The organism is Actinomadura rubrisoli, assembly GCF_004349215.1.
Classification (GTDB): Bacteria; Actinomycetota; Actinomycetes; order Streptosporangiales; family Streptosporangiaceae; genus Spirillospora; species Spirillospora rubrisoli.
This window is the reverse complement of record NZ_SMKU01000157.1, coordinates 1-21,773: the sequence shown is the minus strand read 5'-3', so window position 1 is coordinate 21,773 and position 21,773 is coordinate 1. Positions and strand designations below refer to the sequence as shown.

Annotated in this window: 19 protein-coding genes; 11 read left to right on the top strand and 8 right to left on the bottom strand. The window is 72.1% G+C overall.

Features of this window, described 5'->3' with window-relative positions; genetic code table 11:
• Window positions 1-303 (bottom strand): (2Fe-2S)-binding protein (locus E1298_RS26300; RefSeq protein WP_131897793.1); only part of this gene is annotated, 303 nt, incomplete at its 3' end.
• 192 nt (window positions 304-495) lie between these two features.
• Between E1298_RS26300 and glgX the strand changes: the two genes are divergently transcribed.
• The 5 genes from glgX to E1298_RS26275 all read left to right on the top strand — a co-directional run bounded on the left by glgX (window position 496) and on the right by E1298_RS26275 (window position 9,149).
• Window positions 496-2,697, top strand: coding sequence for a glycogen debranching protein GlgX (glgX, locus tag E1298_RS26295; RefSeq protein ID WP_131897791.1), 2,202 nt, complete (start codon window positions 496-498; stop codon window positions 2,695-2,697).
• A complete protein-coding gene (gene treY / locus E1298_RS26290; protein ID WP_243725817.1) occupies window positions 2,690-5,092 on the top strand; it encodes a malto-oligosyltrehalose synthase in 2,403 nt (800 codons plus the stop codon). Before glgX ends, treY begins: the two co-directional genes overlap by 8 nt.
• 29 nt (window positions 5,093-5,121) lie before the next feature.
• Complete coding sequence (treZ, locus tag E1298_RS26285; RefSeq protein ID WP_131897789.1) at window positions 5,122-6,954, top strand: malto-oligosyltrehalose trehalohydrolase; 1,833 nt, start codon at window positions 5,122-5,124, stop codon at window positions 6,952-6,954.
• A 150-nt stretch (window positions 6,955-7,104) separates the two neighbouring features.
• Window positions 7,105-7,776, top strand: a complete 672-nt coding sequence (locus tag E1298_RS26280; protein WP_019629095.1) for a response regulator transcription factor — start codon at window positions 7,105-7,107, stop codon at window positions 7,774-7,776.
• Window positions 7,777-7,871: 95 nt separating this feature from the next.
• Entirely contained in the window at window positions 7,872-9,149 is a 1,278-nt protein-coding gene (locus E1298_RS26275; RefSeq protein WP_131897787.1) for an ATP-binding protein, read from the top strand.
• Between the two features lie 68 nt (window positions 9,150-9,217).
• Here E1298_RS26275 and E1298_RS26270 read toward each other — a convergent pair whose 3' ends face one another.
• Window positions 9,218-9,838, bottom strand: a complete 621-nt coding sequence (locus tag E1298_RS26270; protein WP_131897785.1) for a GtrA family protein — start codon at window positions 9,836-9,838, stop codon at window positions 9,218-9,220.
• Between the two features lie 260 nt (window positions 9,839-10,098).
• On the opposite strand from E1298_RS26270, the gene E1298_RS26265 reads away from it, so the two are divergent.
• Window positions 10,099-11,280, top strand: coding sequence for a 5-(carboxyamino)imidazole ribonucleotide synthase (locus tag E1298_RS26265; protein WP_131897799.1), 1,182 nt, complete (start codon window positions 10,099-10,101; stop codon window positions 11,278-11,280).
• Entirely contained in the window at window positions 11,277-11,771 is a 495-nt protein-coding gene (purE, locus tag E1298_RS26260; protein ID WP_131897783.1) for a 5-(carboxyamino)imidazole ribonucleotide mutase, read from the top strand. Before E1298_RS26265 ends, purE begins: the two co-directional genes overlap by 4 nt.
• A 7-nt stretch (window positions 11,772-11,778) precedes the next feature.
• Here the strand turns inward: purE and E1298_RS26255 are convergent, their stop codons facing one another.
• Together E1298_RS26255 and E1298_RS26250 are read right to left on the bottom strand one after the other, a co-directional pair.
• Complete coding sequence (locus E1298_RS26255; protein WP_131897781.1) at window positions 11,779-12,207, bottom strand: CoA-binding protein; 429 nt, start codon at window positions 12,205-12,207, stop codon at window positions 11,779-11,781.
• A 64-nt stretch (window positions 12,208-12,271) separates the two neighbouring features.
• Window positions 12,272-13,546 carry a UDP-glucose dehydrogenase family protein gene (locus E1298_RS26250; protein WP_243725818.1) on the bottom strand — a complete coding sequence of 425 codons (1,275 nt, stop codon included), beginning with the start codon at window positions 13,544-13,546 and terminating at the stop codon, window positions 12,272-12,274.
• A gap of 166 nt (window positions 13,547-13,712) precedes the next feature.
• Between E1298_RS26250 and E1298_RS26245 the strand changes: the two genes are divergently transcribed.
• Window positions 13,713-14,870 (top strand): acyl-CoA dehydrogenase family protein, encoded by a 1,158-nt coding sequence (locus E1298_RS26245; RefSeq protein ID WP_131897779.1) that lies wholly within the window; start codon window positions 13,713-13,715, stop codon window positions 14,868-14,870.
• Window positions 14,871-14,930: 60 nt separating this feature from the next.
• On the opposite strand, the gene E1298_RS26240 is transcribed toward E1298_RS26245, so the two are convergent.
• Window positions 14,931-16,376 carry a sensor histidine kinase gene (locus E1298_RS26240; RefSeq protein ID WP_207944846.1) on the bottom strand — a complete coding sequence of 482 codons (1,446 nt, stop codon included), beginning with the start codon at window positions 16,374-16,376 and terminating at the stop codon, window positions 14,931-14,933.
• A gap of 1 nt (window position 16,377) precedes the next feature.
• Entirely contained in the window at window positions 16,378-17,058 is a 681-nt protein-coding gene (locus E1298_RS26235; protein WP_131897777.1) for a response regulator transcription factor, read from the bottom strand.
• 135 nt (window positions 17,059-17,193) lie between these two features.
• Here E1298_RS26235 and E1298_RS26230 point away from each other — a divergent pair, with 135 nt between their 5' ends.
• Both E1298_RS26230 and E1298_RS26225 read left to right on the top strand, forming a co-directional pair.
• Window positions 17,194-17,751, top strand: coding sequence for a PepSY domain-containing protein (locus tag E1298_RS26230; RefSeq protein WP_131897775.1), 558 nt, complete (start codon window positions 17,194-17,196; stop codon window positions 17,749-17,751).
• A 124-nt stretch (window positions 17,752-17,875) separates the two neighbouring features.
• Window positions 17,876-18,679, top strand: a complete 804-nt coding sequence (locus tag E1298_RS26225) for an SAM-dependent methyltransferase (protein WP_131897773.1) — start codon at window positions 17,876-17,878, stop codon at window positions 18,677-18,679.
• On the opposite strand, the gene E1298_RS26220 is transcribed toward E1298_RS26225, so the two are convergent.
• Both E1298_RS26220 and E1298_RS26215 read right to left on the bottom strand, forming a co-directional pair.
• A complete protein-coding gene (locus E1298_RS26220) occupies window positions 18,676-19,611 on the bottom strand; it encodes a hypothetical protein (protein ID WP_131897771.1) in 936 nt (311 codons plus the stop codon). The two genes, E1298_RS26225 and E1298_RS26220, sit on opposite strands and share 4 nt — an antisense overlap.
• A 181-nt stretch (window positions 19,612-19,792) precedes the next feature.
• Window positions 19,793-20,683 (bottom strand): helix-turn-helix domain-containing protein, encoded by an 891-nt coding sequence (locus tag E1298_RS26215; protein WP_131897769.1) that lies wholly within the window; start codon window positions 20,681-20,683, stop codon window positions 19,793-19,795.
• A 178-nt stretch (window positions 20,684-20,861) separates the two neighbouring features.
• Between E1298_RS26215 and E1298_RS26210 the strand changes: the two genes are divergently transcribed.
• Window positions 20,862-21,650: an ArsR/SmtB family transcription factor gene (locus E1298_RS26210; protein ID WP_131897767.1), complete on the top strand. Its 789-nt coding sequence runs from the start codon at window positions 20,862-20,864 to the stop codon at window positions 21,648-21,650.
• Window positions 21,651-21,773: the final 123 nt, after the last annotated feature.

Genomic DNA, 21,773 nt, shown 5'->3' with positions numbered 1-21,773 from the left:
GCGCCGGGCGTCGGTCTGATGGGCACCGGCGGCCAGCAGGCCCTCTGCCGTCGCGGCGGCCGCGGCCGCCCGGAGCAGTTCTTTGGACACCGACTCCGGCCACTGGGCCGTGTGCGGGGCGTCGGCGAAGTCGCTCGCGGTCCGGTACGCGCTGACCATGGCGTGGAGCCGCTTGGTGCAGGAGCCGCAGCCGGGCTTCATCCCGCAGGCGGCCTTGACGTCCCTGGTGGTGACGCAGGCGCCGCCCGCCATGCAGCCGAGGACGTCGTCCTCGGTGACGGCGTTGCAGATGCAGACGTACATCCGGGTGGGAACCCTCTCGTGCGACTTCAGGCGGTCTCCAGGCGCCTGACCCGAGCGCTTAGGGCGCCCTCAATAAGGTAAGGCTCTCCTAAGGTAGCTGACGTTTGTCCGTTCTGGCCAGTGGGCTCCCAATCGGTGTGATCCAACCCTCAGGGGGAAGGGCTTCCGGCGCGTGGACGGGAGGGCGGGACATTGGCTCAGGTATGGCCAGGCGATGCCTATCCGCTCGGGGCTCGGTTCGACGGCGCGGGGACGAACTTCGCCGTCTTCTCCGAGGCAGCCGATCGGGTGGAGCTGTGCTTGTTCGACGGGCCGGCGGGGGGCGGCGAGGAGAAGAGGCTGGTGCTGCCGGAGGTCGACGCCTTCGTGTGGCACGGTTACCTTCCCGGTGTCATGCCGGGACGGCGGTACGGGTTCCGGGTGCACGGCCCCTACGAGCCCCAGCGGGGGCTGCGGTGCAACCCGGCCAAGCTGCTGCTCGACCCGTACGCCCAGGCGGTCGACGGGACGGTCGACTGGGACGAGTCGTGCTTCGGCTACAAGTTCGGCGACCCCTGGTCGCTCAACGACGCCGACTCGGCCGGGCACACGATGCGCTCGGTGGTCGTCAGCCCGTACTTCGACTGGGGCGACGACCGGCCGCCGCGGATCCCCTACCACGAGACGGTGATCTACGAGGCGCACGTGAAGGGCCTCACCGCCCGGCATCCGGAGATCCCGCCGGGGCTGCGCGGCACGTACGCGGCGCTGGGCCATCCGGTGATCACCGATCATCTGCGGTCGCTCGGCGTGACGGCCGTGGAACTGATGCCGGTCCACCAGTTCGTCCACGACGACGCGCTGACCAGGCGGGGGCTGCGGAACTACTGGGGCTACAACACCATCGGCTTCTTCGCGCCGCACGGCGAGTACTCCTCGTCGGGGCAGGGCGGCGAGCAGGTGCTGGAGTTCAAGGCGATGGTGAAGGCGCTGCACGAGGCGGGCATCGAGGTCATCCTCGACGTGGTCTACAACCACACCGCCGAGGGCAACCACCTGGGGCCGACGCTGTCGTTCCGGGGGATCGACAATCCCTCCTACTACCGGCTCACCGACGACGACCCGCGCTACTACATGGACACGACGGGCACCGGGAACAGCCTGCTGATGCGCAGCCCGCACGTCCTCCAGCTGATCATGGACTCGCTGCGGTACTGGGTGACCGAGATGCACGTGGACGGGTTCCGGTTCGACCTCGCGGCGACGCTGGCCCGCGAGTTGCACGAGGTCGACCGGCTGTCGGCGTTCTTCGACCTCGTCCAGCAGGACCCGGTGGTCTCGCAGGTGAAGCTGATAGCCGAGCCGTGGGACGTGGGCGAGGGCGGCTACCAGGTGGGCAACTTCCCCCCGCTGTGGACGGAGTGGAACGGCAAGTACCGCGACACCATGCGCGACTTCTGGCGCGGGCAGCCGGGCGTGATGCCGGAGTTCGGGTCCCGGCTGACCGGGTCGTCCGACCTGTACGCCGACGACGGGCGCCGCCCGCTCGCCTCGATCAACTTCGTGACCTGCCACGACGGGTTCACGCTGCACGACCTGGTGTCGTACGACTCCAAGCACAACGACGCCAACGGCGAGGGCAACCGGGACGGCAGCGACGACAACCGGTCGTGGAACTGCGGTCACGAGGGCCCGGTGGAGGACCTGGACATCATCGCGCTGCGCGAGCGCCAGAAACGCAACTTCCTGACGGCGCTGTTCCTGTCGCAGGGCGTGCCGATGCTCTCGCACGGCGACGAGCTGGGCCGCACCCAGCGCGGCAACAACAACGCCTACTGCCAGGACGACGAGCTCTCCTGGATCGACTGGACGGGCCTGCGCGACGACACGTTCTTCGACGAGCGCGGCCCGCTGCTGGACTTCGTCCGCCGCCTGTCCAAGCTGCGCACCGAGCATCCGGTGTTCCGGCGGAGGCGCTTCTTCCGCGGCGACCAGCGCAGCAGCGACCAGCGCAAGAGCGACCTGCGGAAGGCGCACGACGCCGGGCCGGGCGCCGACACGGTCGCGGAGGACCTGCCCGACCTGGTGTGGTTCACGCCCGGCGGGGACGAGATGGCCGACAAGGACTGGGCGGCCGGCTTCAACAAGTCGCTGAACGTCTTCCTGAACGGGGACGCGATCGGCGAGCCCGACCGGCGCGGGCGGCAGGTCCGGGACGACTCGTTCCTCCTGCTGATCAACGCCTACGAGGGAGACCTGCCGTTCGTCCTGCCGCCCGTCCCGTACGGGCAGATGTGGATCAGAGTGCTCGACACCGCCGACCCGCTGCTGGCCGAGGAGGAGTCGCCCGTGGTGAAGGCCCGCGAGACGGTGCCGGTCGGCGCACGCTCCATCCAGGTGCTCCGCCGTGTCTGAGCAGGCCATGCCCGTCTTCGACCGGGCCATGGCCGATGCGGAGCCCGCCCTAGAGGAACCGGTCCCCGGAGAGTCCGGGGAGGAACCCCCTGAGGAAGTCGTGTCCGAGGAACACATGGCCGAGGAGACCGTGCCGGCGGAAGATGACTTCGCCGCACCCCCGTCCGGTACCTACAGGCTCCAACTGCGCGGCACGCCGGACGGCCAATTCGGGTTCGCGGAGGCCGCGGTGCTGGCGCCGTACCTCGCGGCCCTTGGCGTGTCGCATGTCTACCTGTCCCCGATCCTCCAGGCGGCGCCCGGGTCCGCGCACGGGTACGACGTCGTCGACCACGCCCGGCCGTCGGACGAGCTGGGCGGCGCGGAGGCGTTCGGCGCGATGGCGGCCCGGTTCCGCGCACACGGGCTGCGCCTGCTGGTGGACGTCGTGCCCAACCACATGGCGGTCCCGGTGCCGCACGATCTCAACCTGCCGCTGGCCGCCGTGCTGGCCGAGGGGCCGTCCTCGCCGTACGCGCGGTGGTTCGACGTCGACTGGGACGCGGGCGGCGGGCGGATCGTCCTGCCCGGCGAGGGCGAGCCCAACTACCGGCGGTTCTTCGACATCTCCGGGCTGATCGCGCTGCGCCAGGAGGAGCCCGAGGTCTTCGACCGGACGCACGGGCTGCTGCTGCGCCTGGCCGAGGAGGGCCTGGTGGACGGGCTGCGGATCGACCATCCCGACGGTCTCGCCGATCCGCGCGGCTACCTGAGGCGGCTCTCCCGGGCGGCGCGGGGGCGCTGGGTGCTGGTCGAGAAGATCACCGAGGGCGACGAGCGGCTGCCGGTGGACTGGCCGTGCGCGGGGACCACCGGATACGACTCGCTCGGCATGATCGGCGGGCTGTTCGCCGACCCGGACGGCGAGAAGCCGCTCACCGAGGTCTACGTGTCGCTCACGGGCGGTCCGGAGCGGTTCGAGGAGGTCGAGCGCGACGGCCGCCTCCACGCCGCCACGCACGGCCTCAAGCCCGAGATCGACCGGCTGTTGCGCGTCCTCCGCCGAGTCGTAGGACGGGGCGGAGGGCAGGGGGAGGCGTCCCGTGCGGGGCTCGAACGCGCGCTGGTCGAGTTGCTCGTGGCGATGCCCGTCTACCGCGCCTACGTCGTGCCGGGGGAGGAGGCACCTCCGCAGGCCGTGGAGGTCTTGGAGGAGGCCGCGCGCCGCGCGCGCGCCCACCTGCCGGAGGAACTGCACGGCGACCTGGACACCGTCGTCCGGCTGGCCCTCGGGCGCGGTGACGACGCCGACCCCGAGTTCATCGTCCGCTTCCAGCAGACCTCGGCGCCGCTGGCCGCCAAGGGCGTGGAGGACACGGCGTTCTACCGCTGGAACCGCCTGGCCGCCCTGAACGAGGTCGGTGGCGATCCCGGACGGTTCTCGGTGAGCCCGGCCGACTTCCACGCGCATTGCGTCCGGCTCGCCCGCGACTGGCCGTTGACCATGACGACGCTGTCCACCCACGACACCAAGCGCCAGGAGGACGTGCGCGCCCGGCTCACCGTCCTGACGGAGCTCCCGGGCGAGTGGGCGGATGCGGTCAGACGGTGGCGGGCATGGTGGGGGCCGAGTGAATCGCCCCTCGAACCTGATCTGGACTACCTGTTCTGGCAGACGCTCGTGGGCGCCTGGCCCCTCACCAAGAACCGTCTTTCGGAGTTCCTCGTCAAGGCGATGCGCGAGGCCAAGACACGCACGTCCTGGGCCGAGGAAGATTCCGCCTATGAGGAGGCCGTCCTCGCCCACGCGCGGCGCGTCCTGTCCGATGCCGACCTTGTCGCCGACCTGACCGCCTTCGTGGCGCGGCTGGAGCCGTACGCGCGGGTGAACGTGCTCGGGCAGAAGCTCGTGCAGCTCACCATGCCGGGCGTCCCGGACGTGTACCAGGGCTGCGAGCTGACCGGCCTCGCGCTGGTCGACCCCGACAACAGGCGGCGGGTGGACTACGGGCGGCGCCGCAAGCGCCTCTCCCGGCTCGACAGGGGCCGCCCGCCCAGGGACGTGGACGACGAGAAGCTACTGGTGACCTCGCGCGCGCTGCGGCTGCGCCGGTCGCGCCCCGAGTGGTTCGGCCCGTCCGCCCGGTACGAGCCGGTCGCCGCGCAGGGTCCCGCCGCCGACCACGTCGTGTCGTTCTTCCGCGGCGGCGCGGTCACGCTCGCCACGCGGTTGCCCGCCGGCCTGGAGCGCCTCGCCGGGACGGGACGGCCGGGGGGCACCGTCGTGGACCTCGGCCGCCAGGGCTGGCGTGACGTGCTGTCCGGCGCGATGCACTGGGGCCCGGCCCTCGATGTCGGCAAGGTCTTCGCCCATCTGCCCGTCGCGCTGCTCGTGCCCAGGGAGGTCGATCGTTGAGTACGCGGGGCGACGCGGGAGGCCGGCCGGTGAGTGCCTGGTTCGAGGTGTGGGCGCCCGGCTCCGAACGGGTGGAGGTCGCGACCGGTACCGGTCCCGATCTCACCCGGCACCCCATGAGTCCTCAGGACGGCCGTCCCGGCTGGTGGGGGGCCGAGGTGCCGCACGCCGGCCACGGAACGGACTACGGCTTCGTCTTGGACGGCTCCGATGAGGTCCTGCCGGATCCCCGTTCCCCCTGGCAGCCCAACGGCGTGCACGGTCAGAGCCGCGTCTACGAGCACGGCCGGTACACCTGGACCGACCAGCACTGGCACGGGCGGCCGCTGCCCGGAAGCGTCCTGTACGAACTGCACGTCGGCACGTTCACGCCGGAAGGGACGTTCGCGGCGGCGGCCGAGCGGCTCGAACACCTGGTCGCGCTCGGCGTCGACACCGTCGAGATCCTGCCCGTCGCCTCGTTCCCCGGCCATCACGGCTGGGGGTACGACGGAGTCCACCTGTGGGCGCCTCACGAGCCGTACGGCGGTCCCGACAGGCTGAAACACTTCGTGGACGCCGCACACGCGCACGGCTTGACCGTCGTCCTGGACGTCGTCTACAACCACCTGGGCCCGGACGGGAACCGTCTGGGCAGCTACGGGCCGTACTTCACCGGCGCCCACGGCACGCCCTGGGGCGACGCGGTGAACTTCGACCAGGAAGGCTCGGACGAGGTCCGCGCGTTCGTCGTCCAGAACGCGCTGATGTGGCTGCGCGACTACCACTTCGACGGGCTGCGGCTCGACGCCGTCCACGCCATCACCGACGACCGCGCCGTGCACGTCCTGGAGGAACTGGCGGGCGCCGTGGCCGGGCTGTCCGCGCACCTGGGACGGGAACTGTTCCTCATCGCCGAGTCCGACCTGAACGACCCGCGGCTGGTGACGTCCCGGGAGGCGGGCGGGTACGGACTCGACGCGCAGTGGAGCGACGACTTCCACCACGCCCTGCACGCGGCGCTGACCGGCGAACGGCAGGGCTACTACTGCGACTTCGGCTCCCTGGAGACGCTCCAGAAGGCCCTGACGAGCGTCTTCGTCCACGACGGGACCATGTCGACCTACCGGGGGCGGCGCCACGGCCGTCCGGTGGACGTGCGGACCACGCCCGCGCACCGCTTCGTGGGGTTCCTGCAGAACCACGACCAGGTGGGCAACCGCGCCTCCGGCGACCGGATCGGCGCCACGCTCCCCCCGGCCCACCTCAAGATCGGCGCGGCGCTGCTCCTGCTCGCGCCGTTCACGCCGATGCTGTTCATGGGCGAGGAGTGGGGCGCGTCCACGCCGTGGTGCTACTTCACCGACCACGTGGACCCCGGGCTGGCGCGGGCGGTGAGCGAGGGCCGCCGCAGGGAGTTCTCGCGGCACGGCTGGACGGGCGCGGTCCCCGATCCACAGGCTGTGGACACGTTCCGGCGCTCGGTGCTCGACTGGGCCGAGCCCGGCAAGGCGCCCCACCGCGACCTGCTCGAATGGCACCGGGCCCTGATCGCGCTCCGCCGGGACAGGCCCGAGCTGAACGACCCGCGCCTGACCGCGGTCCGCGTCGAGGTGGGCCGCGACATCGAGAGCGACGACGGCGTCGCCGGGAGCGGCGCGCGCTGGCTGGCGATGCGGCGCGGCGGGGTGTGCGTGGCGGCCAACCTCGGCGGCGGTCCGGTCCGGCTGCCGACGGCCGTCCTGATGGAGCCGCCGCCCGCCCCCGGAGCCTGCCTGCTGCTCGCCTCGAATTCCGTAATTCACTTGGAAAACGGCGTCAACGGCGATTCTGGAACCGATTCTCTTGTGCTGCCCGTCTCCGGGGTCGCCGTCCTCGGCTGATCCGGCCACCGGGGAGAGGGGCGTTTTGACGGCCCTCTCTGGATTTAGTCGTAATTGATGGTGTTCGAGGATGTACTACGAGTGGCAAACCGCAGGTCAAGAGCGCGGCGGCGACCGGGCAATGTTCAAGAATGGCCATACGATCGGTCCATGACCTCAGTACTGCTCGCCGAGGACGACACGTCCATCTCCGAGCCTCTCGCCCGCGCGCTGCGTCGCGAGGGGTACACCGTCGAAGTCAGCCCCGACGGCCCGCAGGCACTGGAGCGGGCGCTCGGGGGCGGCGTGGACCTCATCGTCCTCGACCTGGGCCTGCCCGAGCTGGACGGCCTCGAAGTCGCCCGCAGGGTGCGTGCCGAGGGGCATGGAGTGCCCATACTGATCCTCACCGCCCGGGCCGACGAGGTCGACACCGTCGTCGGGCTCGACGCCGGGGCCGACGACTACGTCACCAAGCCGTTCCGGCTCGCCGAGCTGCTCGCGCGGGTGCGCGCGCTGCTGCGCCGGGGGAGCACCGAGACGCCGATCGTCCAGGGGGTGCGGATCGACGCCGAGTCGCGCCGGGCCTGGATGGGCGACCAGGAGCTCCAGCTGACCACCAAGGAGTTCGACCTGCTGCGCGTCCTCGTCCGCGACGCCGGCAAGGTCGTGACCCGCGAACAGATCATGCGCGAGGTGTGGGACACCAACTGGTGGGGTTCCACCAAGACGCTCGACATGCACATTTCCTGGCTGCGCCGCAAGCTCGGCGACGACGCCGGCAGTCCCCGCTACATCACCACCGTGCGGGGCGTCGGCTTCCGGTTCGAACGCGGCGACTAGCTCCGGCCGCCACGACCGTGCGGGCCGTCCCCGGGCCGTCCCGAGAGGCCCGGGGAACCGCCGCACGGCCGTGGCTACACCTTGAAGGAGCCCTGATGAGGCGCCGACTCCTCCTGTCGACGCTCGCGGTGGCGGTCGTCGCGATCCTGCTGCTCGGCATACCCCTCGCCTTCGCCACCCACAAGCTCATCTACGAGGAGGCCGAGCGGTCGCTGGAGCGGGAGGCGTCCGCCATCGTCGGCGGCGTCGGCTACGGCATCGAGACGCGCCAGCCCCTCGCCGGCGACAAGATCGCCCAGGAGTACCCCGGCCGGCACATCGTCATCACGCTGCCGGACGGCCGGACCGTCCACGCGGGCCCGCGTCCCGGCCGGGACGAGCCGGTGCTCACCGCCGCCGGCTCCGGGGGCGGCGTCCGGGTGCGGGTCTCGCGTCCCACCGCCGGGGTCCAGGACGAGGCGCTGCGGCTGATGGTGCTCATCGGGAGCCTGGCCCTTCTCGGCGTCGCCGTCACCGTCGGCCTCGCCATGTACCAGGCCCGCAAGCTCACCCTCCCGCTCATCGACCTCGCCACGACCGCCGACCGGCTCGGCACCGGCAACGCCCGCCCGCGCCGCCGCCGCTACGGGATCCCGGAGGTCGACCGGGTCGCCGAGGTGCTGGACCGCAGCGCCGTCCGGATCGCCGACCTGCTCGCCGCCAGCCGCGAGTTCGCCTCCGACGCCAGCCACCAGCTCCGCACCCCGCTGACCGCCCTGTCCATGCGGCTGGAGGAGATGATCGAGGCGGCCGACTACCCGGACGTCGTCCGGGAGGAGGGCGCCGCGGCGGTCGCCCAGACCGAGCGGCTGGTCGCGGTCGTCGAGCAGCTGCTCGCCCGCGCCCGGCACGACCGCACCGGCGGCGCGGTCGCGTCCCCGGTCGACGACATCATCGCCCAGCAGGTCGAGGAGTGGCGGCCCATCTTCCGGCGGGACGGGCGGGACGTCCGGATGACCGGCCAGCAGGGGCTCGTCGGCATGACCAACCCCGAGGGGCTCTCCCAGATCGTCGCGACGCTGCTGGACAACTCGCTCATGCACGGCGCGGGCACCGTCACCATCAACACCAAGCCGGGGGTCGGCTCGGTGGTGGTCGAGGTCGGCGACGAGGGCGCCGGGATCCCGCCGGAGCTGGAGCCCCGGATCTTCGAGCGGAGCGTGAGCGGCGGGAAGGGCACCGGGCTCGGGCTCTACCTGGCCCGCTCCCTGGCCGTGGTGGACGGCGGGCGGCTGGAGCTGATCCAGTCCCGTCCGGCCGTCTTCGGCGTCTTCCTGCGGCAGGCCGCCGAGGCCAGGCTCGCCGCGGAACGCGTGGTCATCGGCCCCGCGTGAGCACCGCGACCTCGTGATCGGCGGGACCGCCTGACCAGCAGGACCGCCTGATCACCCGGACCGCCCGCTCAGCGGGACTGGGTGAACTGGGCGTAGTCCTCGGCGGAGTGCGCGTCCAGCGGATGGCCCAGCCGGTGGGACGGGAGCGGACGGCCGTTGGCCGGGTGCCCCTCCGGCGCGTCCTGCGCGGCGGGGACGTCCCCGGGCGTACCGGCGGGCGCCTCGGGCAGCCCGGACGCGGGAGCGACCTGCGGGGCCGTCGTGGGCAGGAACACCCACTTCTTGTACGACCAGAACCGGAACAGCGTGGCCACGCCGGTACCGATCACCAGCGAGACGTTGTAGGAGATCGCGTCCGACAGCCCCAGCACGTAGTGGGTGAAGCCGATGAACAGCTCCGTGATCACCAGGCCGACGCCGTTCAGCGCGAAGAACAGCACGTACTCGCGGCCGAGGCCGGCGCGGTCGCGGTGCCGGAACGTCCAATAGCGGTTCGCCAGGTAGGAGAAGGTCGTCGCCACGATCGTCGCGATGGCGTTCGACGTCAGCGGGCCCATTCCGAGCCCGGTGTGCATGCCGTTGCCGAGCGCGACCGTGATCACGAACGCGATGGCGCCCACGCTGCCGAACTTCGCGAGCTCGCGCACGAGGTGCGCGAACCGCCGTTGGAGATTGGCGACCAGGCTCACGAAGGGGAACCGTCCTTCCGGACTTCGGCTGCGGCGCCGCTGCCGGTGGCGCGGCGGCTTCTGCGGGAGCACAACGAGGATAGACGCATGAGGCACCGGGGGCGCCGGAACATGAACGTTTCATACCGTCCGTGCGGTTCCCGTCACCCTCCCCCTCCTCGCGGCGTCCACACACGTTCGACGTCCGGAACGGCCGATTCGTTCGGGGCGAACCTCGTCATCCCGGCCGATAGCCTTCTGACGTGACACTTCCAGCTCAGATGCCGGTCGTCGGGATGGCGGGCGGCGGCCAACTGGCCCGGATGACGCAGCAGGCCGCGATCGCGCTCGGCGTCCCCCTGCGCGTGCTGGCCGCGTCCCCGGGCGACTCGGCCGCGCGGGTCGTGGCCGACGTCCGGGTGGGGGACGACCGGTCCCTGGACGACCTGAGGGCGTTCGCCAAGGGCTGCGACGTCGTGACCTTCGATCACGAGCACGTCCCCGGGCCGCACATCCGGGACCTGGAGAAGTCGGGCGTGTCGTGCCACCCCGGATCGGCCGCCCTGGCGCACGCCCAGGACAAGCTGGTGATGCGCGAGCGGCTCACCGGGATCGGCGTCCCCTGCCCCGCCTACGCCCACCTGCCGCCGTCCGGGCCGATCCCGGCGCTGGAGGGCTTCGCGCGGGAGCACGGCACCCCGCTGGTCCTCAAGGCCACCCGCGGCGGCTACGATGGCAAGGGCGTCTGGGTGATCGACGACCTCGGCGCCCGGGCGCGGGAGCTGGTCGGCCGCCTCCTCGCCGAAGGCGTCGACCTGATGGTCGAGCGGCACGTTCCGTTCAGGCGCGAGCTGGCCGCCGTCGTCGCCCGCTCCGCCTACGGGCAGGGCGCCGCGTACCCGGTCGTGGAGACCGTCCAGCAGGGCGGCATCTGCGTGGAGGTGATCGCGCCGGCGCCCGGCCTGTCCCGCGACCTCGCCGCCGAGGCGCAGAGGCTCGCCCTGGCCGTCGCCGACGAACTCGGCGTCGTCGGCCTGCTCGCGGTGGAGCTGTTCGAGACCCCGCCGTCCGGGGACGGGCCCGGCGGGCTGCTGGTGAACGAGCTGGCCATGCGCCCGCACAACTCCGGGCACTGGACGATCGAGGGCGCCCGCACGTCCCAGTTCGAGCAGCACCTGCGCGCCGTCCTGGACCTGCCCCTCGGCTCCACCGAGCCCACCGCCCCGTACACCGTCATGGCGAACGTGCTGGGCGGCGACGACCCGGACGTGTACCGCCGCTACATCCACGTGATGGCCCACGATCCGGGCGTCAAGGTCCACTTCTACGGCAAGGACGTCCGGCCGGGCCGCAAGATCGGCCACGTCACCGCGCTCGGCGGCGACCTCGCCGAGGTCCGCGAGCGGGCCCGGCACGCGGCCGACTACCTGCGCTGGGGCACCGGGACGGGGGACGGGCGATGACGGCGCCGCTGGTGGGCGTGGTGATGGGCAGCGACTCCGACTGGCCCGTGATGAAGGCCGCCGCCGAGGCGCTGGAGGAGTTCGGCGTGGCCCACGAGGCCGACGTCGTCTCCGCGCACCGGATGCCGCACGACATGATCGCCTACGGCGAGGGCGCCGCCGGGCGCGGGCTCCGCGTGATCATCGCGGGCGCCGGCGGGGCCGCGCACCTGCCGGGCATGCTCGCCTCCGTGACGCCGCTCCCGGTCATCGGCGTGCCGGTCCCGCTGAAGTACCTGGACGGGATGGACTCGCTGCTGTCGATCGTCCAGATGCCCGCGGGCGTCCCGGTCGCCACGGTCGCCGTGGGGGCAGCCCGCAACGCCGGGCTCCTGGCCGTCCGGATCCTCGCCGCGTCCGACGAGGGGCTCCAGGCGAGGATGACCGGCTTCCAGCGGGACCTCTACGACCAGGCCAAGGCCAAGGGCGCGCGCCTCCGAGAGAGCCTCTGAGGGCCTCTCACGGGCGGTGGCGGCGCAGGGCCCACTCGACCGCCGGGCAGCGGTTCATGACCACGTCCAGCCCGGCGTCCCTCGCGCGCCGCGCCGCGGCCTCGTCGATCACGTCGAGCGGCAGCCACACGGCCTTCGCGCCCGCCGCGATCGCCTCGTCCACGGCGGCGCCCGCGTACTCGGCGCGCCGGTACACCCCCACCACGTCCACGGCGGAGCCGTCGGGCAGGTCGGCCAGCGACCCGTAGCCCTTCTCGCCCAGCACCTCGGCCCCGGACGGGTGCACCGGGATGATCCGCTTCCCGCGCTCCTGCAGCAGCCGGGCCTGCGAGTAGACCTCGCGGTCGGGGTTGTCGCCAAGCCCCACGAACGCCCACGTCTCGGACTCGTTCAACAGCCGCCGGATCACGTCCTGGTCGGCGAAAGCATCAGCCATGCCCACGACAACAGCGCCCGCGGGCCGATCGTTCCCGCCGTCCGTCAGGTCGTTCGGCCCTCCGTCAGGGCCGTCCGAGCGCCCGGTAGTTCCACCCGGCGGCGCGCCAGAGCTCGGGGTCCAGCGCGTTGCGGCCGTCCAGGATGCTGCGCTCGGCGACGACCTCCGCGAGGTCGCCCGGGTCCATCTCGCGGAACACCTTCCACTCGGTGAGCAGGAGCACGACGTGCGCGCCCCGCACGGCGGACAGGGTGGAGTCGGCGAAGTCCAGGGACGGCTGGGCGCGGCGGGCGTTGCGCATGGCCTGCGGGTCGTACACCGTCACCTTCCCGCCCTGCGCGCGGATGGAGGCCGCCACGTCCAGCGCGGGCGAGTCGCGGACGTCGTCGGAGTCGGGCTTGAACGCCGCGCCGAGGACCCCGACCGTCCGTCCGATGAACGAGCCGCCGAGCTGCTGCCGGGCGAGGTCCACCATCCGGATCCGGCGCCGGATGTTGATCTCGTCGACCTCGCGCAGGAACGTGAGGGCCTGGTCGGCGCCGAGCTCGCCGGCGCGGGCCATGAACGCGCGGATGTCCTTGGGCAGGCACCCGCCGCCGAAGCCGAGGCCCGGGCCGAGGAACCGGCCGCCGATTCGGTCGTCGTACGACAGGGCCTCCGAGAGCTTCGTCACATCGGCGTGCGCGGCCTCGCAGACCTCCGCCATCGCGTTGATGAAGGAGATCTTGGTGGCCAGGAAGGCGTTCGCCGACACCTTCACCAGCTCGGACGTCGGGTAGTCGGCGGTGATGAACGGGACCCCGGCGGCGAGCATCGTCGCGTACACCTCCCGCAGCACCTTCTCGGCGTGCTCGGCGGCGCCCTGCTCGGCGGGGAGCCCGGCCACGATCCGGTCGGGGTGCAGGGTGTCCTGGACGGCGAACCCCTCGCGCAGGAACTCCGGATTCCAGGCGAGGACGGCGTCGCCGCCCGCCGGGGCGAGCCGCGCCAAGGTCCCGGCCAGCCGCTCGGCCGTCCCGACCGGCACGGTGGACTTGCCGACGAGCAGGCATGGGCGGCGCAGCAGCGGCGCCAGGGCGTCCACCGCCCCGTTGACGTAGGACAGGTCGGCCGCGTACTCCCCGGCCTTCTGCGGGGTGCCGACGCACAGGAAGTGCACGTCGCCGAACTCGGCCGCCTCCGCGTAGGACGAGGTGAACCGCAGCCGCCCGCTCGCCAGGCCCCTGCGCAGCAGGGGTTCGAGGCCGGGCTCGTAGAACGGCAGGTCGCCGGCCGACAGCCGGGCGACCTTCTCCTCGTCCACGTCGAGGCCGAGGACCTCGAATCCCAGGTCGGCCATGCACGCGGCATGGGTCGCGCCGAGATAGCCGGTTCCGATGACCGTCAGCCGGTGCGCCAAGGCGGGCTCCTCTCGGTTCGCGGTCACGGCCTCTAGGGAGACTTGCCCAAAGGGAGGCGGGACCTGCATCGGCCGGGTCAGTGTACTGGCCGGTAGCATTCAGGACATGAACCCTGATTTTCCCACGTATGCGCCGTCGGATGAGCATGAGATGTTGCGGGCGTCGGTGCGGGAGTTGTGTGAGGCGCGGGTGGCGCCGTTCGCGGCGGTGGTGGATGAGGAGTCGCGGTTTCCGCAGGAGGCGCTGGATGCGCTGGTGGGTGCGGGGATGCATGCGGTGCATGTGCCGGAGGCGTATGGGGGTGCGGGGGCCGATGCGCTGGCGGCGGTGATCGTGATCGAGGAGGTGGCGCGGGTGTGTGCGTCGTCGTCGTTGATCCCGGCGGTGAACAAGCTGGGGACGGTGCCGTTGTTGTTGGCGGGGTCGGAGGGGTTGAAGCGGCGGTTCTTGGGGCCGGTGGCGCGGGGGGAGGCGATGTTCTCCTATGCGTTGTCGGAGGCCGAGGCGGGGTCGGATGCGGCGGCGATGCGGACCCGGGCGGTGCGTGATGGTGATCATTGGGTGTTGGACGGGGCGAAGATGTGGATCACCAATGCGGGGGTGTCGCGGTTTTACACGGTGATGGCGGTGACCGATCCGGGGGTGGGGTCGCGGGGGATCTCGGCGTTCGTGGTGGACCGGGAGGATGCGGGGGTGTCGTTCGGGCCTGCCGAGCGCAAGTTGGGGATCAAGGGGTCGCCGACCCGGCAGGTCATCCTGGACGGGGTGCGGATTCCGGCGGATCGGATGATCGGGGCGGAGGGGTCGGGGTTCAAGACGGCCCTTGCCACGTTGGACCACACCCGGATCACCATCGCCGCCCAAGCGCTGGGGATCGCGCAGGGGGCGCTGGACCATGCGGTGGGGTATGTGAAGGAACGCCGTCAGTTCGGGCAGCCGATCGCCGATTTCCAGGGGGTGCGGTTCATGTTGGCGGATATGGCGATGCGGTTGGAGGGGGCGCGGCAGTTGACCTATCACGCGGCGGTCAAGTCCGAGCGGGTGATGCGGGGGGAGCGGGTGGCGGATCTGACGTTTGTGTCGTCGGCGTGTAAGACGTTGGCGTCGGATGTGACGGTGGATGCGGTGCAGTTGCTGGGCGGGTATGGGTATACGCGTGATTTCCCGGTGGAGCGGATGATGCGCGACGCCAAGATCACCCAGATCTATGAGGGCACCAACCAGATCCAGCGCATGGTCATGGCCCGCCAACTCCTCAAATAGCCCCGGCGCACCGCCCCGGCCCGTCCGTCAGGCGGGCCCCGTCCGTCCCGGTCCGTCCCGTCAGGCGGGCCCCGCGACCGGCAGGCGGACCTCGAAGAGCGCGCCGCCCTCCGGGGCCTCGCCGACCGTGAGCGTCCCGCCGTGCGCGCGGACCAGGTCCCGCGCGATGGCCAGGCCGAGCCCGGCGCCGCCCTCGTCGCGGCTGCGGGCGTCGTCCAGCCGGACGAACCGCTCGAAGATCCGCTCGCGGTCGGCGGGCGGCACCCCCGGCCCGTCGTCGCAGATCCGCAGCACCGCCGTCCCGTCCTCCTCGCGCAGGACGAGGCGGACGGCCCGGTCCGCGTGTCGCGCGGCGTTGTCCAGCAGGTTGCCGGCCACCCGGGCCAGCCGCCCGGGGACGCCCATGACCAGCGGATCGTCCTCGAACGACGCCTCGACGGGCACGCGCCCCGCCGCCCGGCGCCGCACCTCCTCCCGCACCGGCCCGGCGAGCGCCAGCCGACGGGCCGGGGGACGGTCGCCCGCGTCGATCCGCGCGAGGAGCAGCAGGTCGGCGGCCAGGTGCTGGAGCCGGACGACGTCGTCCACCAGGCCGTCCACGTCCAGCAGCTCCGGATGCGCGGCCGCGACCTCCAGCTGCGTGCGCAGCGACGCGATCGGGCTGCGCAACTCGTGCGAGGCGTCGGCGACGAAACCGCGCTGCCGCGCCACCGACGACTCCAGCGCGGCGAGCGTCTCGTTCGTGGTGGCGGCCAGCTCGGCGACCTCGTCCCGCGAGTCCGGCACCGGGACCCGCCGGGCCAGGTCGCCCGCCACGGTGATCTCGGCCAGCTCGGCGCGGACGGCCTCCACCGGACGCAGCGCCCGGCGCGTGACCAGCCAGGTCACGGCCGCGACCACGGCGAGCAGCAGGGGGAGCCCGGCCAGCATCGACCGGACGACCGTGCCGACGGCGTCGCGGGCGGCGGCGAGGTCGGCGCCCGCGTACACGGTGACGGTCTCGCCCGCGGGCGTGGTCACCTCCACGGCCGCGAAGCGGTAGGTCGCGGTGTGGTCCTCCACGGTCGCGCGGCCGGTGGACAAGTGCGGGTCATCGCCGGAGACCTCCCCGCGCCCGGGATCGTCGTCATCGGAGTCGTCGTCCGACCCGGACCCGCCAGGGCCCGGGACGGACGAGGGGCGCACCTCCCGCGACCCGGTCCCGTCGATGGCGCGCAAATCCTCGCTGGCCGCGCGCACGCGCCCGTCCTCGCCGACGACCTGCACGGGATGCTCGTCCCCGTCCGGAAGGTCCAGCGCCGCGTAGGACGTGCCGGCCGCGAGCTGCGAGGCCACCTCCCGGGCGGTCACCTCCGCCCGCAGCCCGGTCTGCCCGCCGAGGCTCGCGCGCAGCAGGAGCACCACCGCGAGCCCGGCCGCGACCAGCGCGGCGGCGACCACGGCGGTCGCGCCCATCGTCGCCTGGGCCCGGACCGAGCCCAGGCGGCGCCCGGCCCGGACGCGCATGTCAGGCGCCCCCGTCGCGGGCCAGCCGGTACCCGGCTCCCCGCACCGTCGCGATCGACCGGCGCCCGAACGGGACGTCGAGCTTGCGGCGCAGCGCGCTCACGTACACCTCGACGATGTTGGGATCGCCGTCGTAGGCGAAATCCCAGACGGCCTCCATGATCTGCGCCTTCGACACGACCTGGCCCGCGTTCGCCGCCAGGTGCTCCAGCACCGCGAACTCCTTGGCCGTCAGCTCCACCTCCTCGTCCCCCCGGAACACGCGCCGCGCCCCCGGATCGACCCGCAGATCGCCCAGCACCATGGACGGCGCGGCGCCCCGCGTCCGGCGGCGCAGCAGGGCCCGGACGCGGGCGACGAGCACCACGTACGAGAACGGCTTGGTGAGGTAGTCGTCCGCGCCGGTGTCGAGGCCCTCGGCCTCGTCGTACTCGCCGTCCTTGGCGGTCAGCATGAGGATCGGCGTGTCGTCGCCCGCCGCGCGCAGCGCCGAGCACACCCGGTAGCCGTTCATCCCGGGCAGCATGATGTCCAGGACGATCAGGTCGTACTCCCGCGCGGTCGCCAGCTCCAGCCCCGCGGCCCCGTCATGGACGACCTCCACCACGAACCCCTCGGCCGTCAGCCCCCGCGCCAGGGACATGGCCAGGCGTTTCTCGTCCTCCACGATCAGCAGCCGCATGCCCCCAGACTGCCAAACCCTTCCTGAAGGCGACTTCAGGTCGCTTCAGCCCGGCCTCAGGAACCCCCGGCAGGGTGGTTCTCGTACGGCGGCCGGGAGCGCCCGGCCGCGACGCGGAACCCGAGGAGGACTTCCATGAGGATCGACGCCCGCTCCCTGCTCACGGGCCGCCGGCTGCTGGTGACCGCGGTCGCCGCGACCGCGCTCGCGGGCGGCGGCGCCGCCACCGCGCTCGCCGCCGGGAACGCTCCGGACACGCCCGGCACGCCCACGCCGGTGACGGCGGCGCAGGCGGCGAACGCCGCGCTCAAGGCCGTCCCGGGCGCGGTCGAGGAGGTCGAGCTGGACGACGACGCGGGTCGCGCGGTCTGGGAGATCGACGTCCTGGCCAGGGACGGCGGATGGCGCGAGGTGGTCGTCGACTCCGGCACCGGCAGGCTGCTGTCCGACCGCGCGGACAGTCCAGAGGAGGGCCACGCGGCGGCACTGCGGAACGCGAAGGTCACCGCCTCGGACGCCGCCGGAGCCGCGCTCAAGGCCGTCCCGGGAGAGGTCACCTCGGTCGGCTTCGAGCCGCGCCCGGACAAATCAGTCTGGGAGGTGGACGTGACATCCAAGGACGGGGTCGAGCACGAGGTCACCCTAGACGCCTCGACCGCCCAGGTCCGCGCGAACGCCGTGGACGAGGACTGACGGTTCAAGGACGGCCCAGTGGAAAATGAACGGCTATGGCGGCAGTGAGGGAATCGCTGTCGCCATGGCCCCCGTGGGGCCAGGATGGGGGATGCCAGCAGCGCCCTGCGGATGAGGAGTGCGCATGACCGAACAGGGTCCCGTGCCCGGGATCGACACGAGCGTCTCCCACGTGGCGCGCATCTGGAACTACTGGCTGGGCGGCAAGGACAACTATCCCGTGGACCGCGAGGTCGGCGACCAGATCCTCGGCATGCTGCCGGACGTGGCCCGGCTGGCCCGCGCGTCCCGCCTGTTCCTCAACCGCGTCGTCTGGTACCTGGCCGCCGAGGCGGGCATCCGCCAGTTCATCGACGTCGGGACGGGCCTGCCCACCGTGGACAACACCCACGAGGTCGCCCAGCGGGCCGCGCCCGAGTCGCGGATCGTCTACGTCGACAACGACCCGCTCGTCCTGGTCCACGCGCAGGCCCTGCTCACCAGCACGCCCGAGGGGAAGACCGCCTACATCGACGCCGACCTGCGCGATCCCGAGCGCATCCTGGCGGCCGCCGCCGACTCGCTGGACTTCACGCGGCCGATCGCCCTGACGCTGATGGGGATCCTGGAGTTCATCACCGACGACGACGAGGCGTACGGGATCGTGCGGCGGCTGCTGGAGGCGCTGCCGTCCGGCAGCCACCTGGCGATGTACGACGGGACGAACGTCGTGCACGGCGAGGCGTCCGACCGGATCGTCCAGGTCTGGAACGAGTCGGGGAACGCGCCGCTCAAGCTGCGGACGCCGGAGCAGATCGCCGGGTTCTTCGAGGGGCTGGAGATCCTGGAGCCCGGTGTGGTGTCGGTGACGCGCTGGCGGACCGAGGTCACCGTCGGCGAGGAGCCCGAAGCCGTGGACGCCTTCGGCGCCGTAGGCCGCAAGCCCTAAGAACGGCCGCGGTTCGGGGCGTCGGTGTCGGCCGGAGCAAGCCAGGAGGAGTCGGCGTGCTCCGTCCCGGCGTCCCGCAGGATCTCGGTGATCTTGAAGGCGGCGTCGAGCAGGCCGCCCTGCACCGCGGCCTTGTAGTAGGCGAGCGCCGTGGCGGGGGATCCCATGATGGTCGCGGCGTCGCCGAGACGGCGGGCGTCCCTGGCCGCCTGGAGGTGATCGAACCCGCCGGGGTCGGCGTCCAGCAGGTCGAGGGAGCGGGGATGCCCGGCCGCGGCCGCCTCGATCAGCAGCGCGACGGCCTCGGGCTCGCGCGCGGAGTCGGTGCCGAGCAGCACGGCGATGCGGTAGAGGGCGTCGGTGTCGCCCCGCGCCGCCCGGTTCAGCAGCGCCCTTCCATGGTCACCGTAGTCGGCGATCGTGGTCCGCTGGGCCTCGGTGAGGCGGCAGGGAACGGCGGCGTCGGCCTCGGGAGGGGTCCGCGCGTAAGGGACGGACGACTGCCGGTCCGCGTCGTCGCCCGGGGCCTGCTCGCCCTGGGTCTGTTCGTCCGGCGCGGCCTGGGCCGGGGCGCCGTCCGAAGCGGGCGGCGGTGCGGCCTGGGCGGCGCGGAGCCTGGCCTGCCAGTGGGGGAGGGAGGAGATGCCGGGGTCGTCGGCCCGGACGCCGGTCTCCCAGGCGCGGCGCTGGCAGCACAGGATGAAGCTGGCCACCCAGGCCGAGGACGGCACGCGCTTGCGCCGCCCGGCGAGCACCTCGAACACGGCCGTGGCCGACAGGACGGGCAGCCCGCGCCGGCCGTACAGCTCGCCCAGATGCTCGGAGATCTCCGCGAGCTTGCGGTAGGGCGGCCGGTTGCAGGATTCGTAGAACGCGTTGAGCTCCGCGATGAAGTCGTCCGGCCCCGGAGGCCGCGCGTCGTCGTCGATCATGCTTAGTCGCCCTCGTCGCCCGTGCAGACCATGGTCCCTGCCGCTCATGGTGCCAGCCGTACCGCTCGCCTGGGGACGAGCGGCCCGGTTGAGTTGTCCTGTCTTGTTCTGGACGGTCGGCGCGGCATGCCTCGAACATGATCAACAGTCTGGAATGCGGCTTTTGTTGCTTGGTGGGAGATCAGAGGTCGCGCAGGATCCTCCGCAGGATCGACGGCGTGGAGCAGGCGGGCGCCGCCTCCAGCACGAGCCAGTTCATGACGTGCCAGTAGGACGCCACGGCCCCGGGCTCCGCCGGGTACATCGCCCCGTTCAGCCGTCCCACGTACACCACGTCCGGCAGCTCGGCCTCGGGCGGGCGCAGCAGCGTGAACGACCCTCCGGCCACGGCCGGGGCCTCGGCCTCCAGCGGGAGGACCTGGAGCGTCACATGCCCCAGGTCGCACATGTCGATGAGGTGCTCCAACTGGGCGAAGGCCACGGGACGGCTGCCGAACGCGCGCCGCAGGGCGGCCTCGTCGATCACCGCCCACAGCCGCACCGGCCTGCTCCGGTACAGGATCTGCTGCCGCCGCGTCCGAAGCTGGACGATCCGCTCGACCTGCGCGCCGGGATGGCGCGCGTGCAGCAGCGCGCGCGTGTAGTCGCCCGTCTGGAGTAACTCGGGGACGATCTGGGCCTCGTAGGCGCGGATGATGCTGGCGGACTGCTCAAGCCCGATGTAGGGCTCCAGCCAGCCCGGGATCACGTCCTGGAAAGGCGACCACCAGCCGGGGGCGTTCGCCTGCCGGGCGAGGCCCAGCAGCGTGGCGCGCGCGGCCTGGTCGGTGACGCCGTACGCCGCGCAGAGATCGGCGACCTCGCGCAGCTTGAGCCTGGCCCGGCCGAGTTCGAGGGTGCTGATCCACTCCGTGGGCCTGCGGACGGCGGCGCCCGCCTCCTCGCGGCTGAACCCGTCCGCCTCGCGCAGCCGCCGCAGCTGCGCGCCGAGCACCATCCGGGCGACCGTCGGCCCGGCCTCCCAGGCTTCGGGGAAGCCGCTGCCGGCGTGCTCGACTGCAGCTGTGCTCATGTCTGCTCTCTGCGGAATCGATGGCCTTGGCAAACCGTAGCCCAGCCGGACTCGCACCTTCCGTTCTGGACGACGCTGTCTCATTCGGCTTCGTCCGGGAAGCGACGTTGACATGCAGCCGACTAGCTGCCTATCCTCATTCAGGCAGCTATCCGGCTGCATGTTTGGGGGACGGGACGTGGACGAGGTGTTCAGGGCGCTGGCCGACCCCGGCCGCCGCCGGCTGCTGGACAGCCTGAACGTCCGGAACGGGCAGAGCCTCCGGGAACTCTGCACCGAACTGGACATGGCCAGGCAGTCGGTCAGCAAGCACCTCGCGGTGCTGGAGGCCGCCAATCTCGTGACGACCGTCCGGCGGGGCCGCGAGAAGCTGCACTACCTCAACGCCGTCCCGATCAACGCCATCGCCGAGCGCTGGATCAGCCAGTACGACCGCAAGCGGGCCCAGGCGCTCAACGACCTCAAGACCGCATTGGAGTGCAAGCCCATGTCCGACAGTGAGTTCGTCTACACGATCTACATCGAGACCACGCCGGAGCGCCTCTGGCAAGCGCTGACCGACCCGGCCTTCACCACCCGCTACTGGGGCGTCGGCTTCGAGAGCGACTGGAAGGCGGGCTCAGAGGTCACCTGGACGGAACGGGGCGTGACGATCGCCGACCCGGGCCAGGTCGTCCTCGAATCCGAACCGTACCGCCGCCTCTCCTACACCTGGCACACCTTCACGCCAGAGTGGGCGAAAGCGGCCGGCGTCGCCGAAGAGGTCCGCGCCGAACTGGCCGCCGAGCGCCGCTCGACGGTGACCTTCGAGATCGAGCCCCGGGAGGACACCGTCAAGCTGACCGTCATCCACGACGCCCACGAACCCGGAACGACCCTGATCGGCATGGTCAGCCAGGGCTGGCCAGAAATCCTCTCCAGCCTAAAAACTCTTCTTGAAGGCAACGCCCTCGGCGTCAGGCGCTAGGCGGTGTCTGATAAATGATCGTGTTGCGGGTGCTGGTCCGGTTGGATGATCGTCTGTGGTGCGTGGTGGTGAGTTGACTGATCGGGCGTGGGCGCAGCTTGAGCCGTTGCTACCCGCTGCCGG

What these genes read in the sequence shown, in the direction of transcription:
- E1298_RS26280 (WP_019629095.1), top strand. Translation starts at nt 7,105, where the DNA reads ATGACCTCAGTACTGCTCGCCGAGGACGACACGTCCATCTCCGAGCCT.
- E1298_RS26275 (WP_131897787.1), top strand. Translation starts at nt 7,872, where the DNA reads ATGAGGCGCCGACTCCTCCTGTCGACGCTCGCGGTGGCGGTCGTCGCG.
- E1298_RS26265 (WP_131897799.1), top strand. Translation starts at nt 10,099, where the DNA reads ATGCCGGTCGTCGGGATGGCGGGCGGCGGCCAACTGGCCCGGATGACG.
- purE (WP_131897783.1), top strand. Translation starts at nt 11,277, where the DNA reads ATGACGGCGCCGCTGGTGGGCGTGGTGATGGGCAGCGACTCCGACTGG.
- E1298_RS26255 (WP_131897781.1), bottom strand. Translation starts at nt 12,207, where the DNA reads ATGGCTGATGCTTTCGCCGACCAGGACGTGATCCGGCGGCTGTTGAAC.
- E1298_RS26250 (WP_243725818.1), bottom strand. Translation starts at nt 13,546, where the DNA reads ATGGCCGACCTGGGATTCGAGGTCCTCGGCCTCGACGTGGACGAGGAG.
- E1298_RS26245 (WP_131897779.1), top strand. Translation starts at nt 13,713, where the DNA reads ATGAACCCTGATTTTCCCACGTATGCGCCGTCGGATGAGCATGAGATG.
- E1298_RS26240 (WP_207944846.1), bottom strand. Translation starts at nt 16,376, where the DNA reads ATGCGCGTCCGGGCCGGGCGCCGCCTGGGCTCGGTCCGGGCCCAGGCG.
- E1298_RS26235 (WP_131897777.1), bottom strand. Translation starts at nt 17,058, where the DNA reads ATGCGGCTGCTGATCGTGGAGGACGAGAAACGCCTGGCCATGTCCCTG.
- E1298_RS26230 (WP_131897775.1), top strand. Translation starts at nt 17,194, where the DNA reads ATGAGGATCGACGCCCGCTCCCTGCTCACGGGCCGCCGGCTGCTGGTG.
- E1298_RS26225 (WP_131897773.1), top strand. Translation starts at nt 17,876, where the DNA reads ATGACCGAACAGGGTCCCGTGCCCGGGATCGACACGAGCGTCTCCCAC.
- E1298_RS26220 (WP_131897771.1), bottom strand. Translation starts at nt 19,611, where the DNA reads ATGATCGACGACGACGCGCGGCCTCCGGGGCCGGACGACTTCATCGCG.
- E1298_RS26215 (WP_131897769.1), bottom strand. Translation starts at nt 20,683, where the DNA reads ATGAGCACAGCTGCAGTCGAGCACGCCGGCAGCGGCTTCCCCGAAGCC.